Annotated in this window: 14 protein-coding genes and 1 tRNA gene; 8 read left to right on the top strand and 7 right to left on the bottom strand. The window is 74.6% G+C overall.

Annotated features, from left to right (window positions below; genetic code table 11):
• Positions 1-98: 98 nt before the first annotated feature.
• Entirely contained in the window at positions 99-353 is a 255-nt protein-coding gene (locus EAH89_RS01665; RefSeq protein ID WP_140881014.1) for a SemiSWEET family sugar transporter, read from the top strand.
• 7 nt (positions 354-360) lie between these two features.
• Here the strand turns inward: EAH89_RS01665 and EAH89_RS01660 are convergent, their stop codons facing one another.
• On the bottom strand, positions 361-1032 hold the full coding sequence (locus EAH89_RS01660) for a GOLPH3/VPS74 family protein (protein WP_140881013.1): 672 nt from the start codon (positions 1030-1032) through the stop codon (positions 361-363).
• A 105-nt stretch (positions 1033-1137) separates the two neighbouring features.
• On the bottom strand, positions 1138-1611 hold the full coding sequence (gene hisI, locus EAH89_RS01655) for a phosphoribosyl-AMP cyclohydrolase (protein ID WP_140881012.1): 474 nt from the start codon (positions 1609-1611) through the stop codon (positions 1138-1140).
• A 58-nt stretch (positions 1612-1669) separates the two neighbouring features.
• Between hisI and EAH89_RS01650 the strand changes: the two genes are divergently transcribed.
• From EAH89_RS01650 to EAH89_RS01640, 3 genes are all read left to right on the top strand, one after another.
• A complete protein-coding gene (locus EAH89_RS01650; RefSeq protein WP_140881011.1) occupies positions 1670-2149 on the top strand; it encodes a Fur family transcriptional regulator in 480 nt (159 codons plus the stop codon).
• 111 nt (positions 2150-2260) lie between these two features.
• Positions 2261-3190 carry an aldo/keto reductase gene (locus EAH89_RS01645; protein WP_140881010.1) on the top strand — a complete coding sequence of 310 codons (930 nt, stop codon included), beginning with the start codon at positions 2261-2263 and terminating at the stop codon, positions 3188-3190.
• Positions 3180-4523 carry an NTP/NDP exchange transporter gene (locus tag EAH89_RS01640; RefSeq protein ID WP_140881009.1) on the top strand — a complete coding sequence of 448 codons (1344 nt, stop codon included), beginning with the start codon at positions 3180-3182 and terminating at the stop codon, positions 4521-4523. The genes EAH89_RS01645 and EAH89_RS01640 overlap by 11 nt, the downstream gene beginning before the upstream one ends.
• A gap of 19 nt (positions 4524-4542) precedes the next feature.
• Here the strand turns inward: EAH89_RS01640 and metC are convergent, their stop codons facing one another.
• From metC to EAH89_RS01620, 4 genes are read right to left on the bottom strand one after another with little or no spacing between them, the layout of a single operon-like run.
• Positions 4543-5736, bottom strand: coding sequence for a cystathionine beta-lyase (gene metC / locus EAH89_RS01635; RefSeq protein ID WP_194152291.1), 1194 nt, complete (start codon positions 5734-5736; stop codon positions 4543-4545).
• Positions 5736-6602 carry a sulfurtransferase gene (locus tag EAH89_RS01630; RefSeq protein WP_140881008.1) on the bottom strand — a complete coding sequence of 289 codons (867 nt, stop codon included), beginning with the start codon at positions 6600-6602 and terminating at the stop codon, positions 5736-5738. Before EAH89_RS01630 ends, metC begins: the two co-directional genes overlap by 1 nt.
• Positions 6599-7330, bottom strand: a complete 732-nt coding sequence (locus EAH89_RS01625; protein WP_456306476.1) for an alanyl-tRNA editing protein — start codon at positions 7328-7330, stop codon at positions 6599-6601. Before EAH89_RS01625 ends, EAH89_RS01630 begins: the two co-directional genes overlap by 4 nt.
• Positions 7327-8163 carry an NUDIX domain-containing protein gene (locus EAH89_RS01620; RefSeq protein WP_241666791.1) on the bottom strand — a complete coding sequence of 279 codons (837 nt, stop codon included), beginning with the start codon at positions 8161-8163 and terminating at the stop codon, positions 7327-7329. The genes EAH89_RS01625 and EAH89_RS01620 overlap by 4 nt, the downstream gene beginning before the upstream one ends.
• 2 nt (positions 8164-8165) lie before the next feature.
• Here EAH89_RS01620 and EAH89_RS01615 point away from each other — a divergent pair, with 2 nt between their 5' ends.
• The gene (locus EAH89_RS01615) at positions 8166-9074 is read left to right on the top strand and encodes a DMT family transporter (protein ID WP_140881006.1); all 909 of its coding nucleotides are present in this window, start codon (positions 8166-8168) and stop codon (positions 9072-9074) included.
• A 20-nt stretch (positions 9075-9094) separates the two neighbouring features.
• Here EAH89_RS01615 and parA read toward each other — a convergent pair whose 3' ends face one another.
• Entirely contained in the window at positions 9095-9718 is a 624-nt protein-coding gene (gene parA, locus EAH89_RS01610) for a ParA family partition ATPase (RefSeq protein ID WP_140881005.1), read from the bottom strand.
• Between the two features lie 144 nt (positions 9719-9862).
• On the opposite strand from parA, the gene EAH89_RS01605 reads away from it, so the two are divergent.
• The 3 genes from EAH89_RS01605 to tig all read left to right on the top strand — a co-directional run bounded on the left by EAH89_RS01605 (position 9863) and on the right by tig (position 13012).
• Entirely contained in the window at positions 9863-11422 is a 1560-nt protein-coding gene (locus EAH89_RS01605) for an NAD(P)H-hydrate dehydratase (RefSeq protein ID WP_241666790.1), read from the top strand.
• A 103-nt stretch (positions 11423-11525) separates the two neighbouring features.
• Positions 11526-11610: transfer RNA gene (locus tag EAH89_RS01600), tRNA-Leu, on the top strand.
• Positions 11611-11668: 58 nt separating this feature from the next.
• Positions 11669-13012 carry a trigger factor gene (gene tig / locus EAH89_RS01595; protein WP_140881004.1) on the top strand — a complete coding sequence of 448 codons (1344 nt, stop codon included), beginning with the start codon at positions 11669-11671 and terminating at the stop codon, positions 13010-13012.
• Positions 13013-13171 lie beyond the last annotated feature (159 nt).

The raw sequence follows: 13171 nt of genomic DNA, 5'->3' as shown, positions 1-13171 counted from the left end.
GGCGGTGGATTTCGGGCATGGGCTGATGCATAGGCGGGGGCGGCCGCCAGGGAAAGCGCCCCGGAGTCCCGGGGCGGCGCGGCGCGCGGGGGCGGGCGATGGACGGGGTGGAGTGGCTGGGCGTGGTCGCGGGGGTGCTCACCACCATCGCCTTCGTGCCCCAGGTGTTGCGGACGCACCGCACGCGCTCGGCGAGCGACCTCTCCACGCCCATGCTGCTGCTCTTCACCACCGGCGTGGGCCTCTGGCTCGCCTACGGGCTGCTGATCGGCAGCAACGGGATCATCCTGGCCAACGCGGCCACGCTGGTCCTGTCCGCCTACATCCTGGCGATGAAGCTCCGCTTCGGCTGAGGCGGCCTCACATCATCGGCGCGTAGCGGGCCATCTCCACGAAGATGTCGCGCACGGCGTTGCCGAGGGAGCGGCTCAGCTCATCGAGGTCGGCGACCTCGGCGATCCGCGGCTCGGCCGCCTCCAGCGCGTCGGGCGCGAGGATGAGGGGCAGAAGGCCGGCGGCGCGGGCGAGGCCGATGAGGAGGCTGTCGCGCGGGGCGGGCGTGTGGTCGTCGAAGATCACGCCGGTCAGGCGGGCCTTCACCTCGCGCTCCTCCTTGTCGGAGACCGCGGGGTAGCGGCGCTCGGGGAAGATCCACAGGAACCGCCCCTCCTCCTCCCGCAGGATGCCGCGGGCGACGAGGCGGGCGAGGATGGCCTCGCGGAAGCCCTCGGCCTCGAGGCCCAGCGCCTCGATCCACCAGCGGCTGTCGTGCGGCCCGCCCTCTCCTGGCGCCGGGCCGGGGTCGGCGGCGATGCGGGCGAGGACGGGGTCGAGGAGGGGGTCGCCGGTCGGCGTCGGGTCGGTCACGAAGAGGCGGCCGGGGGCGGTCTCGAGGCGCTTGTGCAGCGCGAGCTCGCCGAGGATGGCGCAGGCGACGGCGTCGCCCGAGGCGGGGCCGGCGGGCTCGTTCAGCCGCCCGCTGCGGTCGTCCAGCATGAGGAGGATGAGCTCCTCCGGCATGGTCAGGGGCATGGGGCGGTCCTTCCGTGGCGGAGCGGCCAGGGAAGCGCCGCCCCGTCCGGGCCGTCAATCCGGCGGGGCGGGATCCTCACCCCGGCGGGGTCGGGCGGGGCGGCCTCAGCCCTCCCGGCCGTAAAGGCGCGCCGGGTCCTGCAGGACGGGCTCGAGCGGCGCGACCGCCTCCCCGGCCAGGCCCCAGGAGAAGCAGGAGCGGCGGCCCGTGTGGCAGGCGACGCCCTCCTGGTGGACGGTCGCGAGCAGCGCGTCGCCGTCGCAGTCGAGGCGGAGGTCGAGCAGGTGCTGCACCTGGCCCGAGGTCGCGCCCTTGCGCCAGAGCTTCCGGCGGGAGCGGCTGTAGTAGGTCACCCGCCCCGTCTCGAGCGTCTCGGCGACGGCCTCGGCGTTCATCCAGGCGAGCATCAGCACCTCCCCCGTGCCCTCGGCCTGGGCGATGGCGGCGACGAGGCCCTTCTCGTCCGGCCGGAGCGCGGCGACGAAGGCGGCGCGGGCGTCGGGGGAGGGCGGGTGCCAGGCCGGCAGGGCGGCGGGGCGGGTCGGCGGGGCAGGGGCGAGGTTGGGCGGTTCGGCCATGCCGACTATATAGGGGGTCGCGGCGGCCCCCTTCCATGCGCGCCGCCCCGAGGACCGGATGCCCCACGGCGACCACCCCCAAGCCCCGCTCGCGGCCGAGGCCCTTCGCGAGGCCGAGGAGTCCTGCCTTCGCCGCGGCGTGCAGCTCACGCCGCTCCGCCGGCGGGTGTTGGAGATGGTGCTGGAGGCGGGGCAGCCCGTCGGCGCCTACGCGCTGCTCGACCGGCTGCGCGCCGAGCGGCCGGGGGCGGCGCCGCCGACGGTCTACCGCGCGCTCGACTTCCTGATGGCCCAGGGGCTGATCCACCGGATCGAGCGGCTGAACGCCTTCCTGCCCTGCATGGAGGCGCCCCACGGGCACGAGCACGACCATCCCCACCAGTTCCTCATCTGCGGGAAGTGCGGGCGCACGGCGGAGCTGTCGGACGACACGGTGGCGCGGGCCGTCGCGGCCGCGGCCCGGGCGGCGGGGTTCAGCCCGGTGCGGGCGACGGTGGAGGTCGAGGGGACCTGCGGGAGCTGCGCCGCGGCGGGCTGAGCGTTTTTTGCCCGGACCGGTATCGACCCAGGCGGCGGGCCGCGCAAACCTCGCGCCCGGCACGACGCCGCAGGCCGCATCCCGCGGCCCGCTCCCCGGGGAGACGACGCCATGCAAGCCAGCCGCCGCAGCCTTCTCTCGGCAGGCCTTTCCGCCGGGGCCGCCCTGGCCCTGCCCCCGGGGGCCGCGGCCCAGCCGGCGGCGGCGCCGGCGGAACTCCTCCGCAAGCCGATTCCCTCCTCCGGCGAGATGATCCCGGTGGTCGGCCTCGGCTCGGCGCGCCGCTACGAGGACGCGAAGACCGAGGAGGACCTCGCGCCGCTGCGGGAGACCTTCCGGCGGTTCCACCAGCTCGGCGGCACGGTGCTCGACACCTCGCCGACCTATGGCGTGGCCGAGCCGGTGATGGGCGGGCTGATGGCGGACCTCGGCATCCGGCCCTCCATGTTCGTCTGCACGAAGGTCGCGGTGGACAACAAGGAGCAGGGGCGGGCGCAGATCGAGGGGTGCTTCCGCAACCTCAGGACGGACCGGATCGACCTTATCGCCGTGCATAACCTGCGCGACATCGCCGACGAGCTGGCGACGCTGCGGGAGCTGAAGGCGGCGGGGCGCATCCGCTACCTCGGCGCGACCACCTCCTTCGACCGGCAGTACGAGGCCTTCGAGGCGATGATGCGGCGCGAGACGCTCGACTCGATCCAGATCGACTACGCGCTCGACAACCGCAACGCGGCCGAGCGGATCATCCCGTTGGCGCGGGACCGGGGCATGGCGGTCTTCATCAACCTGCCCTTCGGGCGGGGCAGCGTGTTCCGGGCGACGCAGGGAAGGCCGCTGCCGGACTGGGCGGCGGAGATCGACTGCACGAGCTGGGCGCAGGTGATGCTGAAGTACATCGTCTCCCACGAGGCCGTGACCTGCGCGATCCCGGGCATGGCGCAGGCGCGCTACGTTGACGACAACCTGAAGGCCGCCCAGGGGCGGATGCCGGACGCGGCGCTGCGGCGGCGGATGGAGCAATACATCGATGCCCTCTGAGGCGCGCCCCGCGCTCCCTGGCGCGGCGGCGGAGGGGGGCTGGGCCTACCGGCTGCTCCGGCGCGCGATCGACGTGCGGCCGGCGGAGGCGCGGGCGCTGGCCTGGTCCTGGCTCTACGTCTTCGCGCTGTTCCTCGCCTACTACGTGCTGCGGCCGATCCGGGACGAGCTGGGCGTCGCGGGCGGGGTGCGGAACCTGCCCTGGCTGTTCACGGGCACGCTGGTGGCCATGCTGGCGGTCAACCCGCTCTTCGCCTTTGCCGTGCGGCGCTTCCCGCGGGAGCGCTTCATCGCGATCGCCTACCGCTTCTTCATGCTGAACCTGCTGCTTTTCATGGCGCTGCTCGGCTTCGCCACGCCCGAGCAGCACGTCTGGATCGGGCGGGCCTTCTTCATCTGGATCTCGGTCTTCAACCTCTTCGTCGTGTCGGTCTTCTGGTCCTTCGTGGTGGACGTCTTCGACGCGGAGCAGGGCAAGCGGCTCTTCGGCTTCCTGGCGGCGGGCGCGACGCTGGGGGGGATCGCGGGGTCGAGCCTGACGGCGGGCTTCGTGGAGCATGTGGGGCAGACCTGGCTGCTGCTCGCCTCCATCCTCCTGCTGGAGGTGGCGGTGCTGGCGTCGCGCCGGCTGTCGCGGATCAGCGACGCCTTCGCGCGGCCGGTGCCGGGGGACGACCCGCACCGCGCGGTGGGGGGCGGCATCTTCGCGGGGATGACGCACACCTTCCGCTCGCCCTACCTGCTGGGGATCGCCTTCTTCATCCTCTTCTACTCCGTCACCTCCACCTTCCTCTACTTCCAGCAGGCGACGATCGCCGAGGCGAACTTCCCGAGCCGGGCGGCGCGCACGGCCTTCTTCGCCGACATCGACTTCTGGGTGAACGTGCTGACGCTGGTGTTCCAGCTCTTCCTGACGGGGCGGCTGATGGGGTGGCTGGGGGTCGCGCTCACCCTCTGCGCGCTGCCGCTGTTCAGCGTGGCCGGCTTCGCGGCGCTGGCGGCCTCGCCGACGGTCGCGGTGTTCGTCGCGGTGCAGGTGCTGCGGCGGGTCAGCAACTTCGCTCTCGCCCGGCCGACGCGGGAGGTGCTGTTCACCTCGGTGCCGCGGGAGGACCGCTACAAGGCGAAGAACTTCATCGACACGGTGGTCTACCGCGGGGGCGACCAGGTGGGGTCCTGGTCCTACGCGGGGCTGGCCGCGCTGGGGCTCGGGATGACGGGGGTCGCGGTGGTCGCGGTGCCGCTCTCGGTGCTCTGGCTCGGGCTCAGCTTCTGGCTCGGGCGGCGGCAGGAGCGGGCGGAGGCGGCGGAGGCGGCGCCCCGCCCGGCGTGACCGGACGGGGCGGGCGGGCTCAGCGGGGCAGGCGGTCCAGCGCCTGGGCGAGGTCGGCGATCAGGTCCTCGGTGTTCTCCAGGCCGATGTGGATGCGGATGGCCGGGCCGCCGAGGCCCGGGTCGCGCGCCGTGCGGGTGATGGAGGGCGCGGTGGGCAGGGCCAGGCTCTCGTAGCCGCCCCAGGAGGCGCCGATGCCGAAGAGGGCGAGGTTGTCGCAGACCGCCTCCGCGTCCGCCTCGGAGTAGCGGGGCTGGAGCACCACGCCGAAGAGCGAGCAGGGCGCCGCGAAGTCGCGGGCGTAGAGGGCGTGCTGGGGATGGGAGGGCAGCGCCGGGTGCAGCAGGCGCAGCACCTCCGGACGCCCTTCCAGCCAGCGGGCGACGACGAGCCCGGCCTCGGCCTGCTCGCGCAGGCGCACGGGCAGGGTGCGCAGGCCGCGGAGGCAGAGCCAGCAGTCGTCGGGGCTTGCGAACTGGCCGAGCTGGCTGGCGGCCGTCTTCACCACCGTCCAGTCCTCGGGCGTGTTCACGGCGACGCTGCCGAGCAGGACGTCGGAGTGGCCGCCCGCGTACTTCGTCAGCGCCTGGATGGAGACGTCCACCCCGTGCTCGAAGGGCTGGAAGTTGTAGAAGCCCCAGGTGTTGTCCATCAGCACCTTGGCGCCGGCCGCGTGGGCGGCGCGGGCGAGGGCGGGGATGTCCTGCACCTCGAAGGTGTGGCTGCCCGGACTCTCGGTGTAGACGACCTTCGTGTTCGGGCGGAGGAGCGCGCGCATCCCCGCCTCGTCCACGGTGGGATCGTAGTAGGTCGTCTCGATCCCCCACCCCTTCATGAGGCCGTCCGCGAGGTTGCGGGCAGGGCCGTAGACGCTGTCGGGCATGAGGCAGTGCTCGCCGGCCTTCAGGTAGGCCAGCAGCGGGACCATGACGGCGGCGAGGCCGGTGCCGACGATAAGGGCGCGGGTGCCGCCCTCGATCTCGGCGATCATGTCCTCGAGCATGTGGTGGGTGGGGCCGCCGGCGGTGCCGTAGGTGAGCACCTGCTCGTAGCGCTGCTTGGCGGCGGCCTTGCGGCTCTCGCAGTCCGGGAACAGCACCGTGGAGCCGCGGTGGACGGGCGGGTTGACGAAGCCGTGCACCTTGGCGCCCGCGCGCCCGTGGTGGGACATGCGGGTGGCGAAGCCGAGCTGCTTATCGGTGGGATCAGCCATCAGGCGGCGTCCTTCGTGGTCTTCGGTGTTTCCGGGCGCAGCGCCCATTCGGTCCAGGAGCCGTCGTAGACGGCGCCCTCGGGCAGGCCGGCGCGGACGAGGCCGAGCGCCAGCACGCAGGCGGTGACGCCGGAGCCGCAGGAGAGGATCACCGGGCGCTCGCCGTCCGCGCCCGCGCGCTCGAAGCGGGCGCGGAGCGCGTCGGAGGGCAGCATGGTGCCGTCCGGCGTCAGGAGTTCGGTGAAGGCGATGTTGGCGGCGCCGGGCATGTGGCCGGAGGGCAGGCCGGGGCGCGGCTCGGGCGCGGTGCCGTCGAAGCGGCCGGCGGCGCGGGCGTCGAGGATCAGGGCCTCGCCGCCGCCCTGGCGCACGATCCGCTTGATGTCGCCGATGCCGCGGAGGCGGTCGGCGCGGAAGTCCGGCACGAAGGTGGCGGCCGGGGCGGGGGTGGCCTCGCCGGTCTCGGTCGGGCGGCCCTCGCGCTTCCATTTCGGCAGGCCGCCGTCGAGCACCATGGCGTTCTCGTGGCCCATCAGGCGCATGAGCCACCAGCCGCGGGCGGAGGCGCGCAGGCCGTGCTGGTCGTAGAAGACGACGCGGCTGGCGTTGGCGATGCCGAGCGCGCCCGCGAGCTTGGCGAAGCGTGCGGGGGTCGGGACCATGTGCGGCAGGTCGCTGTCGGGGTCGGCGAAGAGGTCGATGTCGAAGAGGCGGGCGCCGGGGATGTGGGCGGCGCGGAAGCCCTCGAACTTGTCGCCGGGCTCGTTGGGCAGGAAGAGGGTGCAGTCGAGCACGACGAGGTCGGGCTTGCCGAGCTCGGCGGCCAGCCACTCCGTCGAGACGAGGCTATTCGTGGGGTCGTTCATGGGGTGTCCTCCGCCAGCACGATGTGGATGCGCCGGTTCTGCTTGCCCTTGCTCTCCATCTTCAGCACCTCCACGCGCCCGATCTCGCCGGTGCGGCGGACATGGGTGCCGCCGCAGGGCTGGAGGTCGACCGGCGCGTCCTCCGGGCCGATGCGGACCAAGCGCACCTGGCCGGCGCCGCGCGGGGGCTGGACGGAGAGGGTGCGGACGAGGCCGGGGTTGGCGTCCAGCTCGGCCTCGGTGATCCACCGCTCGCCGATCGGGTGGTCGCCGGCGATGAGCTCGTTCAGCTTTTCCGTCACCCACTCCTTCGTGGGCGGCTCCGGCAGGTCGAAGTCGAGGCGGGACTTCTCGGCGCCGATCTGGTTGCCGGTGGCGTAGATGCCGGGCATCGCCGCGCAGAGAAGGTGCAGCGTGGTGTGCATGCGCATGTGCCGGTGGCGGCGGGTCCAGTCGATGCGCGCCTCCACCGTCGTGCCGGGCGGGGGCAGGGGGGCGCCGGGCGCGGGGACGTGCAGGGGGGAGCCGTCCGACGCCTTCACGGTGTCGGCGACGGGCATCGCGCCGCCTTCCCACACGAGCGTGCCGGTGTCGCCGGGCTGGCCGCCGGCGCGGGGGTAGAAGACGCTGCGGTCGAGGAGGACGCCGGCCTCGGAGGATTCGATCACGGTGGCCGGGGTGGCGGCGGCGTAGGCGTCGTCGCGGTAGAGGGCTTGGGTCTGCATCATCTCGTCCATTCCGCCCGCAGGCGGGCGTGGTTCACCTGCAACCAGAGCAGGGCAAGGGCCGCGGGGGCGTTCCGGATCCGGTTCTCCGCCACCATGGCGAAGGCTTCGGCCGCCGTCACCACGACCACGGCCGTCTCCTCGCTCTCGGCGGCCAGGCCGCCGATCGTGCCGGCGCCCTCCTCGAGCGCGACGCGGGCGAGCTGGAAGTGCACCCGCTCGTCCGAGGCGCCGTGCATGAGCATGTAGGTGCCGATCGGCTCCAGGCGCGAGCAGCGGAGGCCGGTCTCCTCCTCCAGCTCCCGCCGGGCGGTCGCGGCCGGGTCCTCGCCGGGCTCGACGAGCCTCGCCGGGAGCTCCGTCATGCGCGGCTCCTCGCCGGCGGCCAGGGCGGGCAGGCGGAACTGCTCGATGAGGGCGATGCGGTCCGAGACGGGGTCCCAGGGAAGGATGACCGTGCCCTGGCCGCGCCGCATCAGCTCCCAGGTGAGGGGGCCGGAGAGGGTGCCGTCGCGCTTGCGGAAGCGGAAGCGCACGCGCTGCACCGGGAAGCGCCCGGCCCAGACCACGTCGTCGGCCTCGGGGGCGTAGAGGGGGTGCGGGGGCACGGGCGGGGCGTTGGCGGGCCGGGCCGGGGGCGGGGCGGGCGGGCCGTCGTGGTCGGTCATCGGGGGCGGGACGCTACCGCGGATGGCCGCGGGGGGGAAATCGGCGGGGAGGTGGGAGGCGGGCGCGGGGCGGCGCGACGGAACGGTCGCCCGCGGGGGTTGCGGCCGGGGCGGCGGGGGGGAGAATGGCGGCGCGGTCACGCCCAGCACGGTCACACGAAGCCCCACGCATGAACCCCTCCCTGTCCCGCACCGCCGGCCCGCGCGCCGCGCGGGTCCGGGCGATCGCCTGCGTCACCGGCTCGGCCGGCCTCTTCGCCCTGGCCGCGGCGGCGGTGAAGGGGCTGCAGGGGGGCGTGCCGCTCTCGGAGCTCGTGTTCTTCCGCAACCTGCTGCCCCTGCCGGTCCTGTTCCTCCTGGCGCGGTCGGCGCCGGGCGGGGTGCGGGGCGCGCTGCGGACGCGGCACGCGCGCCGGCACCTGGAGCGGCTGGTGGGCGGGCTGGTCGGCATGTACGGCTCCTTCTTCGGCTACGCGCTGCTGCCGCTGGCGACCGTGACCGCGCTCAACTTCACCATGCCCCTCTTCCTCACGGCCCTCTCGGTGGTCGTCCTGCGGGAGAGGGTGGGCTGGCAGCGGGTGGCGGTGGTGCTGGCAGGCTTCGGGGGGGTGCTTCTGATGCTCCAGCCCGGGAGCGGCGGCGGGCCGCTGCACCTCGGCGCGGTCGGGGGGGTGCTGCTCGGCGCCTTCGGCTGGGCCTGCGCCATGGTCTCGATCCGCCGCATGGGGGAGGCGGGGGAGTCCGGCATCACCATCGTGCTGTGGTTCGCCATCGGCGCCGCCCTCGCCACGGGCCTCGCGGCGATCCCGGGCTGGACCTGGCCGACGCCGCTGCAATGGGGGCTGCTGCTGGTGGTGGGGTTCGTCTCGGTCGTGGCGCAGATGCTCATGACCGCGGCCTACCGGGCGGAGGACACGACGCTGGTCGCGCCCTTCGAGTACTCGGCGATCCTCTGGACCACGGCGCTCGGCGTGTTGCTCTGGGGGGAGGTGCCGGACGAGTGGGACCTGGCGGGGTTCCTCGTCCTCGTCGGCGCGGGGCTCGCGCTCTGGCGGACGGAGGTCGTGCGGGCGGGCTAGGCTGCTTCGCGCCGGGGCCGCTAGGCGCTCTCGCGACGGACGGCCTCGGCCAGGGCGCGGGCCTCGGTGGCGGCCTGGCTGCGGGGGGCGTGCTCGGTGACGCCGAGCCCCTCCGCGAAGGCGGCGGCGAAGGCAGTGCGGTTGCCGAAGGGGGAGGGGAGGAGGGGGAGCTTCCGCTGATCGAGCGTCGCCGCCACCTCCTGCGCCGCCCGGCCCTGCGCGGGCACCCGGTTGAGCATGAGGGCGACGGAGCGCTTCTCGGCCGCCGCCACCTCGAGCGTGCCCTCCATGGCCCAGAGGTCCGCGACCGAGGGCTGGAGGGGGATGAGGACGAGGTCGGCCGAGCGCATGGCCAGCCGGCTGTCCGTGTCCGCGTGGGGCGGGGTGTCGAGGACGACGAAGTCCACGGCCTTCCGGAGCCGGGTGACGGCCTGGGGCACGCGCCAGCCCGCGGGGTTGTCGAAATGGAGGTCGCGGGCGGCCTGGCCCCGTAGCGCGTGCCAGCGGGTGAGGGTTCCCTGCGGGTCCGTGTCGAGGAGGGCCGCGCTGAAGCCGGCCTCGGCCAGGGCTACCGCGAGGTTCGCCGCGACGGTCGACTTGCCGGCCCCGCCCTTCCGCTGCGCCACCGCCACCACGAAGGCCATGCCCGCACCCCCACCCGATTCGGGGCGAGCCTAGCGCGTATCGGCCGCGAGCGGGCGAGCCGGCTTCCCGGGGAGGGGGCATCTCGCCTTTCCGGAGGCAGGGCGTAAGCTTCGGCAACTTCGGCGAGTGAGCGTCCTGATCGCATGACAAAACGTCCCCCTGGTGGCTTCCGCCGCGCCAGATCGGTGAGGGAGCGCGGCCGGGAGCCCGGCGGCACGGACGGCGGGGCGGCGCCGGGCCTTCCCGCCCCCGGCCGGTCCGTCCCGAGCGCCTGGCCGCTGGACCTCTTCTCGCCGGCCGCGATGGCGCGGGCGGACGCGGCGTCGTCAGTATCGGTCGAGCGCCTGATGGAGGCGGCGGGGCTGGCCGTCGCGCGGGAGGCGGCGGCGCGGTTCCGCGGGGCGCGCGTGCTCGTGCTCGCCGGGCCGGGGAACAACGGGGGGGACGGCTACGTCGCGGCCCGCCGGCTGGAGGAGGCGGGCTGGGGGGTGGCCGTGGCGGCCCTGGCGCCGCCCCGGCCGGGCGGGCCGGCGGAAGCGGCCGCGGCGCGCTGGCGGGGACCGGTCGTGCCCTTCGAGCCGGCGGAGGCGGCGCGGGCCGGGCTCGTGATCGACGCGCTCCTCGGCGCCGCGCCGTCCCGGCCGCTGCCCGGGGGGGCCCTGGCGGTGCTGCGCGCGGCGGGCGGCCCGGTGCTGGCGGTCGACGTGCCGAGCGGCCTCGACGGCGCGACGGGGCAGCCGCTGGGGGAGGTGGTGGGGGCGGCGGTCACCGTCACCTTCGCGCGGCTGAAGCCCGGCCACCTGCTGCTGCCGGGGCGGACGCTCTGCGGGGAGCTGGTCCTGGCAGATATCGGCCTGCCGGAGGCGGCGCTGGCCGAGGCGCTCGCGGGGGACGAGCCCCGGAGCTTCCGCAACGCGCCCGGCCTCTGGCGCCTGCCGGCGCCGGAGGTGGGGGGGCACAAGTACCACCGCGGCCACGTCGTGGTGGCCGGGGGGGCCATGCCCGGCGCGGCGCGGCTGGCGGCCTCGGCCGCGCGCCGGGCGGGGGCGGGGCTGGTGACGCTGGCCGCCGAGACGCCCGAGGCGGCCACGGCCTTCCTGACGGGGGAGCCCGGCATCATCGTCGCCGGCCCGCCCGTGCGCCCGCTGCTGGAGGACGCGCGGCGCGGCACCTGGGTGATCGGCCCCGGCCTCGCGCCCGACCGGGACACGCGCAAGCTGCTGGACGCCGCGATCTGGGCCGGGCGGACGATCGTGGCCGATGCCGGCACGCTCGGCGCCTGCGCGGGGCGGCCGGACGCGCTGCGGGGGGCCGCGGTGCTCACCCCGCACGCCGGCGAGTTCACGCGCATCTTCGGGGAGCCCGGGCCGGACCGCCTCGCCGCCGCGCGGGACGCCGCCTGGCGGACGGGGGTGGTGGTGGTGCTGAAGGGGCCGGACACGGTGATCGCGGCGCCGGACGGGCGCGCCGCCATCAACCACAACGCGCCGCCGAGCCTGGCCACGGCGGGGACGGGGGACGTGCTGGCGGGCACGCTGGGCGGGCTGCTGGCGCAGGGCATGGCCCCCTTCGAGGCCGCCTGCGCCGCCGTCTGGCTGCAGGGCGCGGCGGTGCCGGCGGGCCCCGGGGTGGTGGCGGAGGACGTGGTCGCGGGGCTGCCGGCGGCGCTGCGGGCGGCGGGGCGGGGCTTCGACCGGGGCTGAGGCCGGCGGGGTCCGGCACCGCGGGCGGGGCGGCCCGATTCGGCCGCCGCTTGGAAAGCGGGCGCGGGTGCGCTATGGCCCGCCCCTTCGGTGCCTGCGCGAGGCGGGCGTGGTGGAACTGGCAGACACGCTGGATTTAGGTTCCAGTGGCGCAAGCCGTGGGGGTTCAAATCCCTCCGCCCGCACCAACCAGCCCGGCGCCGCCCCGATTGTCCTTTGTAATGTCTTGGATGTGGAACTGAGCGAATGCAGGTGACGGAGCTTTCGGCCGAGGGGCTGAAGCGGTCCTTCTCGGTGGTTGTGCCGGCGGCCGATATCGAGGCGACGCGCGACAAGCGGCTGGCAGCCCTGGGCCGCGACCTGCGGATGCCCGGCTTCCGCCCCGGCAAGGTGCCGATGTCGGTCGTCAAGAAGCGCTACGGCACGGCCGTCACCGGCGAGGTGCTGGAGGAGCAGGTCCAGAGCGCGACGCGCGAGCTGCTGACCGGCCGCGGCCTGCGCCCGGCGCTGCAGCCGAAGGTGGAGCTGGCGGGCGACTTCGCCGATGGCCAGGACCTATCCTTCAACATCGAGATGGAGCTGCTGCCCGAGATCCCGATGCCGGACTTCTCCGGGATCGAGATCGAGCGCCCGCGCGCCGAGCCCTCGGACGAGGAGGTGCAGAAGGCGCTGGACGGGCTGGCGTCGCGCAACGCGAAGCTCGAGGACGTGACCGAGGAGCGCCCGGCCGAGAAGGGCGACACGGTGGTCGCCGACTTCGTGGGCCGGCTGGTCGAGGGCGAGGGCGACGAGGCCGTGGTCGGCGAGGCCTTCCCGGGCGGAACGGCCCAGGACATGCCGATCGACGTCGGCGGCGAGGGCTTCATCCCCGGCTTCACCGAGGGGCTGGAGGGGATCCGCGTCGGCGAGACCCGCAAGGTGCGGGTGAGCTTCCCCGAGGGCTACGGCTCGGCCGAGCTGGCCGGCAAGCCCGCCGAGTTCGAGATCACGGCCAAGGCCCTGAAGAAGCGCTCCGCGGCCCCGGCGGACGACGAGTTCGCCAAGTCCCTCGGCCTCGAGAGCGCCGAGAAGCTGCGGGACGAGCTGCGCGCCTCGATCCAGCGGGAGTACGACCAGCTCACGCGGCTGCGCGTGAAGCGCTCCCTGCTCGACCAGCTCGCCGACCGCGCCGACTTCCCGGTACCCGAGGGCATGGTGGAGGCCGAGTTCGGCCAGATCTGGGGCCGGGTGGAGGAGGACCGCAAGGCGGGCCGCCTGGACGCCGACGACGCCGGCAAGGACGAGGAGACGCTGCGCGCCGAGTACCGGAAGATCGCCGAGCGGCGCATCCGGCTGGGCCTGCTACTGTCCGAGATCGGGCGCACGAACAACATCCAGGTCGCCCAGGACGAGCTGGCCCAGGCGATGCGGACCGAGGCGAGCCGCTACCCCGGCCAGGAGCGGCAGGTCTTCGAGTTCTTCCAGAAGAACCCGCAGGCGCTCGAGAACCTGCGGGCGCCGATCTTCGAGGAGAAGGTGGTCGACTTCATGCTCGAGCTGGCCAAGGTGACGGACACGACCGTTTCGGCCTCGGACCTCCAGGCGGCCTGAGGAGCGGCCCGGGCCCCCTCTCCGGGGCCTCCTCTGGGCCGGGCCGACGGTCACGGGTTGAATACCGGCTCCGCCCCCCTTTCGCGGGGGGGCGGCTTGCCCCATCTTGGGGTTTGAAGAATGCCGGCGAAGTGGGCCGGGCGGACGCCGCGGCCTGGC

This window comes from Muricoccus nepalensis, from assembly GCF_006438825.1.
GTDB classification, from domain to species: domain Bacteria; phylum Pseudomonadota; class Alphaproteobacteria; order Acetobacterales; family Acetobacteraceae; genus Roseomonas; species Roseomonas nepalensis.
Note: the sequence above shows the minus strand (reverse complement) of the source record. Positions and strands in the feature narration are given on the sequence as shown.

Coding starts and splice junctions, on each gene's coding strand:
- EAH89_RS01665 (WP_140881014.1), top strand. CDS start 99: ATGGACGGGGTGGAGTGGCTGGGCGTGGTCGCGGGGGTGCTCACCACC.
- EAH89_RS01660 (WP_140881013.1), bottom strand. CDS start 1,032: ATGCCCCTGACCATGCCGGAGGAGCTCATCCTCCTCATGCTGGACGAC.
- hisI (WP_140881012.1), bottom strand. CDS start 1,611: ATGGCCGAACCGCCCAACCTCGCCCCTGCCCCGCCGACCCGCCCCGCC.
- EAH89_RS01650 (WP_140881011.1), top strand. CDS start 1,670: ATGCCCCACGGCGACCACCCCCAAGCCCCGCTCGCGGCCGAGGCCCTT.
- EAH89_RS01645 (WP_140881010.1), top strand. CDS start 2,261: ATGCAAGCCAGCCGCCGCAGCCTTCTCTCGGCAGGCCTTTCCGCCGGG.
- EAH89_RS01640 (WP_140881009.1), top strand. CDS start 3,180: ATGCCCTCTGAGGCGCGCCCCGCGCTCCCTGGCGCGGCGGCGGAGGGG.
- metC (WP_194152291.1), bottom strand. CDS start 5,736: ATGGCTGATCCCACCGATAAGCAGCTCGGCTTCGCCACCCGCATGTCC.
- EAH89_RS01630 (WP_140881008.1), bottom strand. CDS start 6,602: ATGAACGACCCCACGAATAGCCTCGTCTCGACGGAGTGGCTGGCCGCC.
- EAH89_RS01625 (WP_456306476.1), bottom strand. CDS start 7,330: ATGATGCAGACCCAAGCCCTCTACCGCGACGACGCCTACGCCGCCGCC.
- EAH89_RS01615 (WP_140881006.1), top strand. CDS start 8,166: ATGAACCCCTCCCTGTCCCGCACCGCCGGCCCGCGCGCCGCGCGGGTC.
- parA (WP_140881005.1), bottom strand. CDS start 9,718: ATGGCCTTCGTGGTGGCGGTGGCGCAGCGGAAGGGCGGGGCCGGCAAG.
- EAH89_RS01605 (WP_241666790.1), top strand. CDS start 9,863: ATGACAAAACGTCCCCCTGGTGGCTTCCGCCGCGCCAGATCGGTGAGG.
- tig (WP_140881004.1), top strand. CDS start 11,669: ATGCAGGTGACGGAGCTTTCGGCCGAGGGGCTGAAGCGGTCCTTCTCG.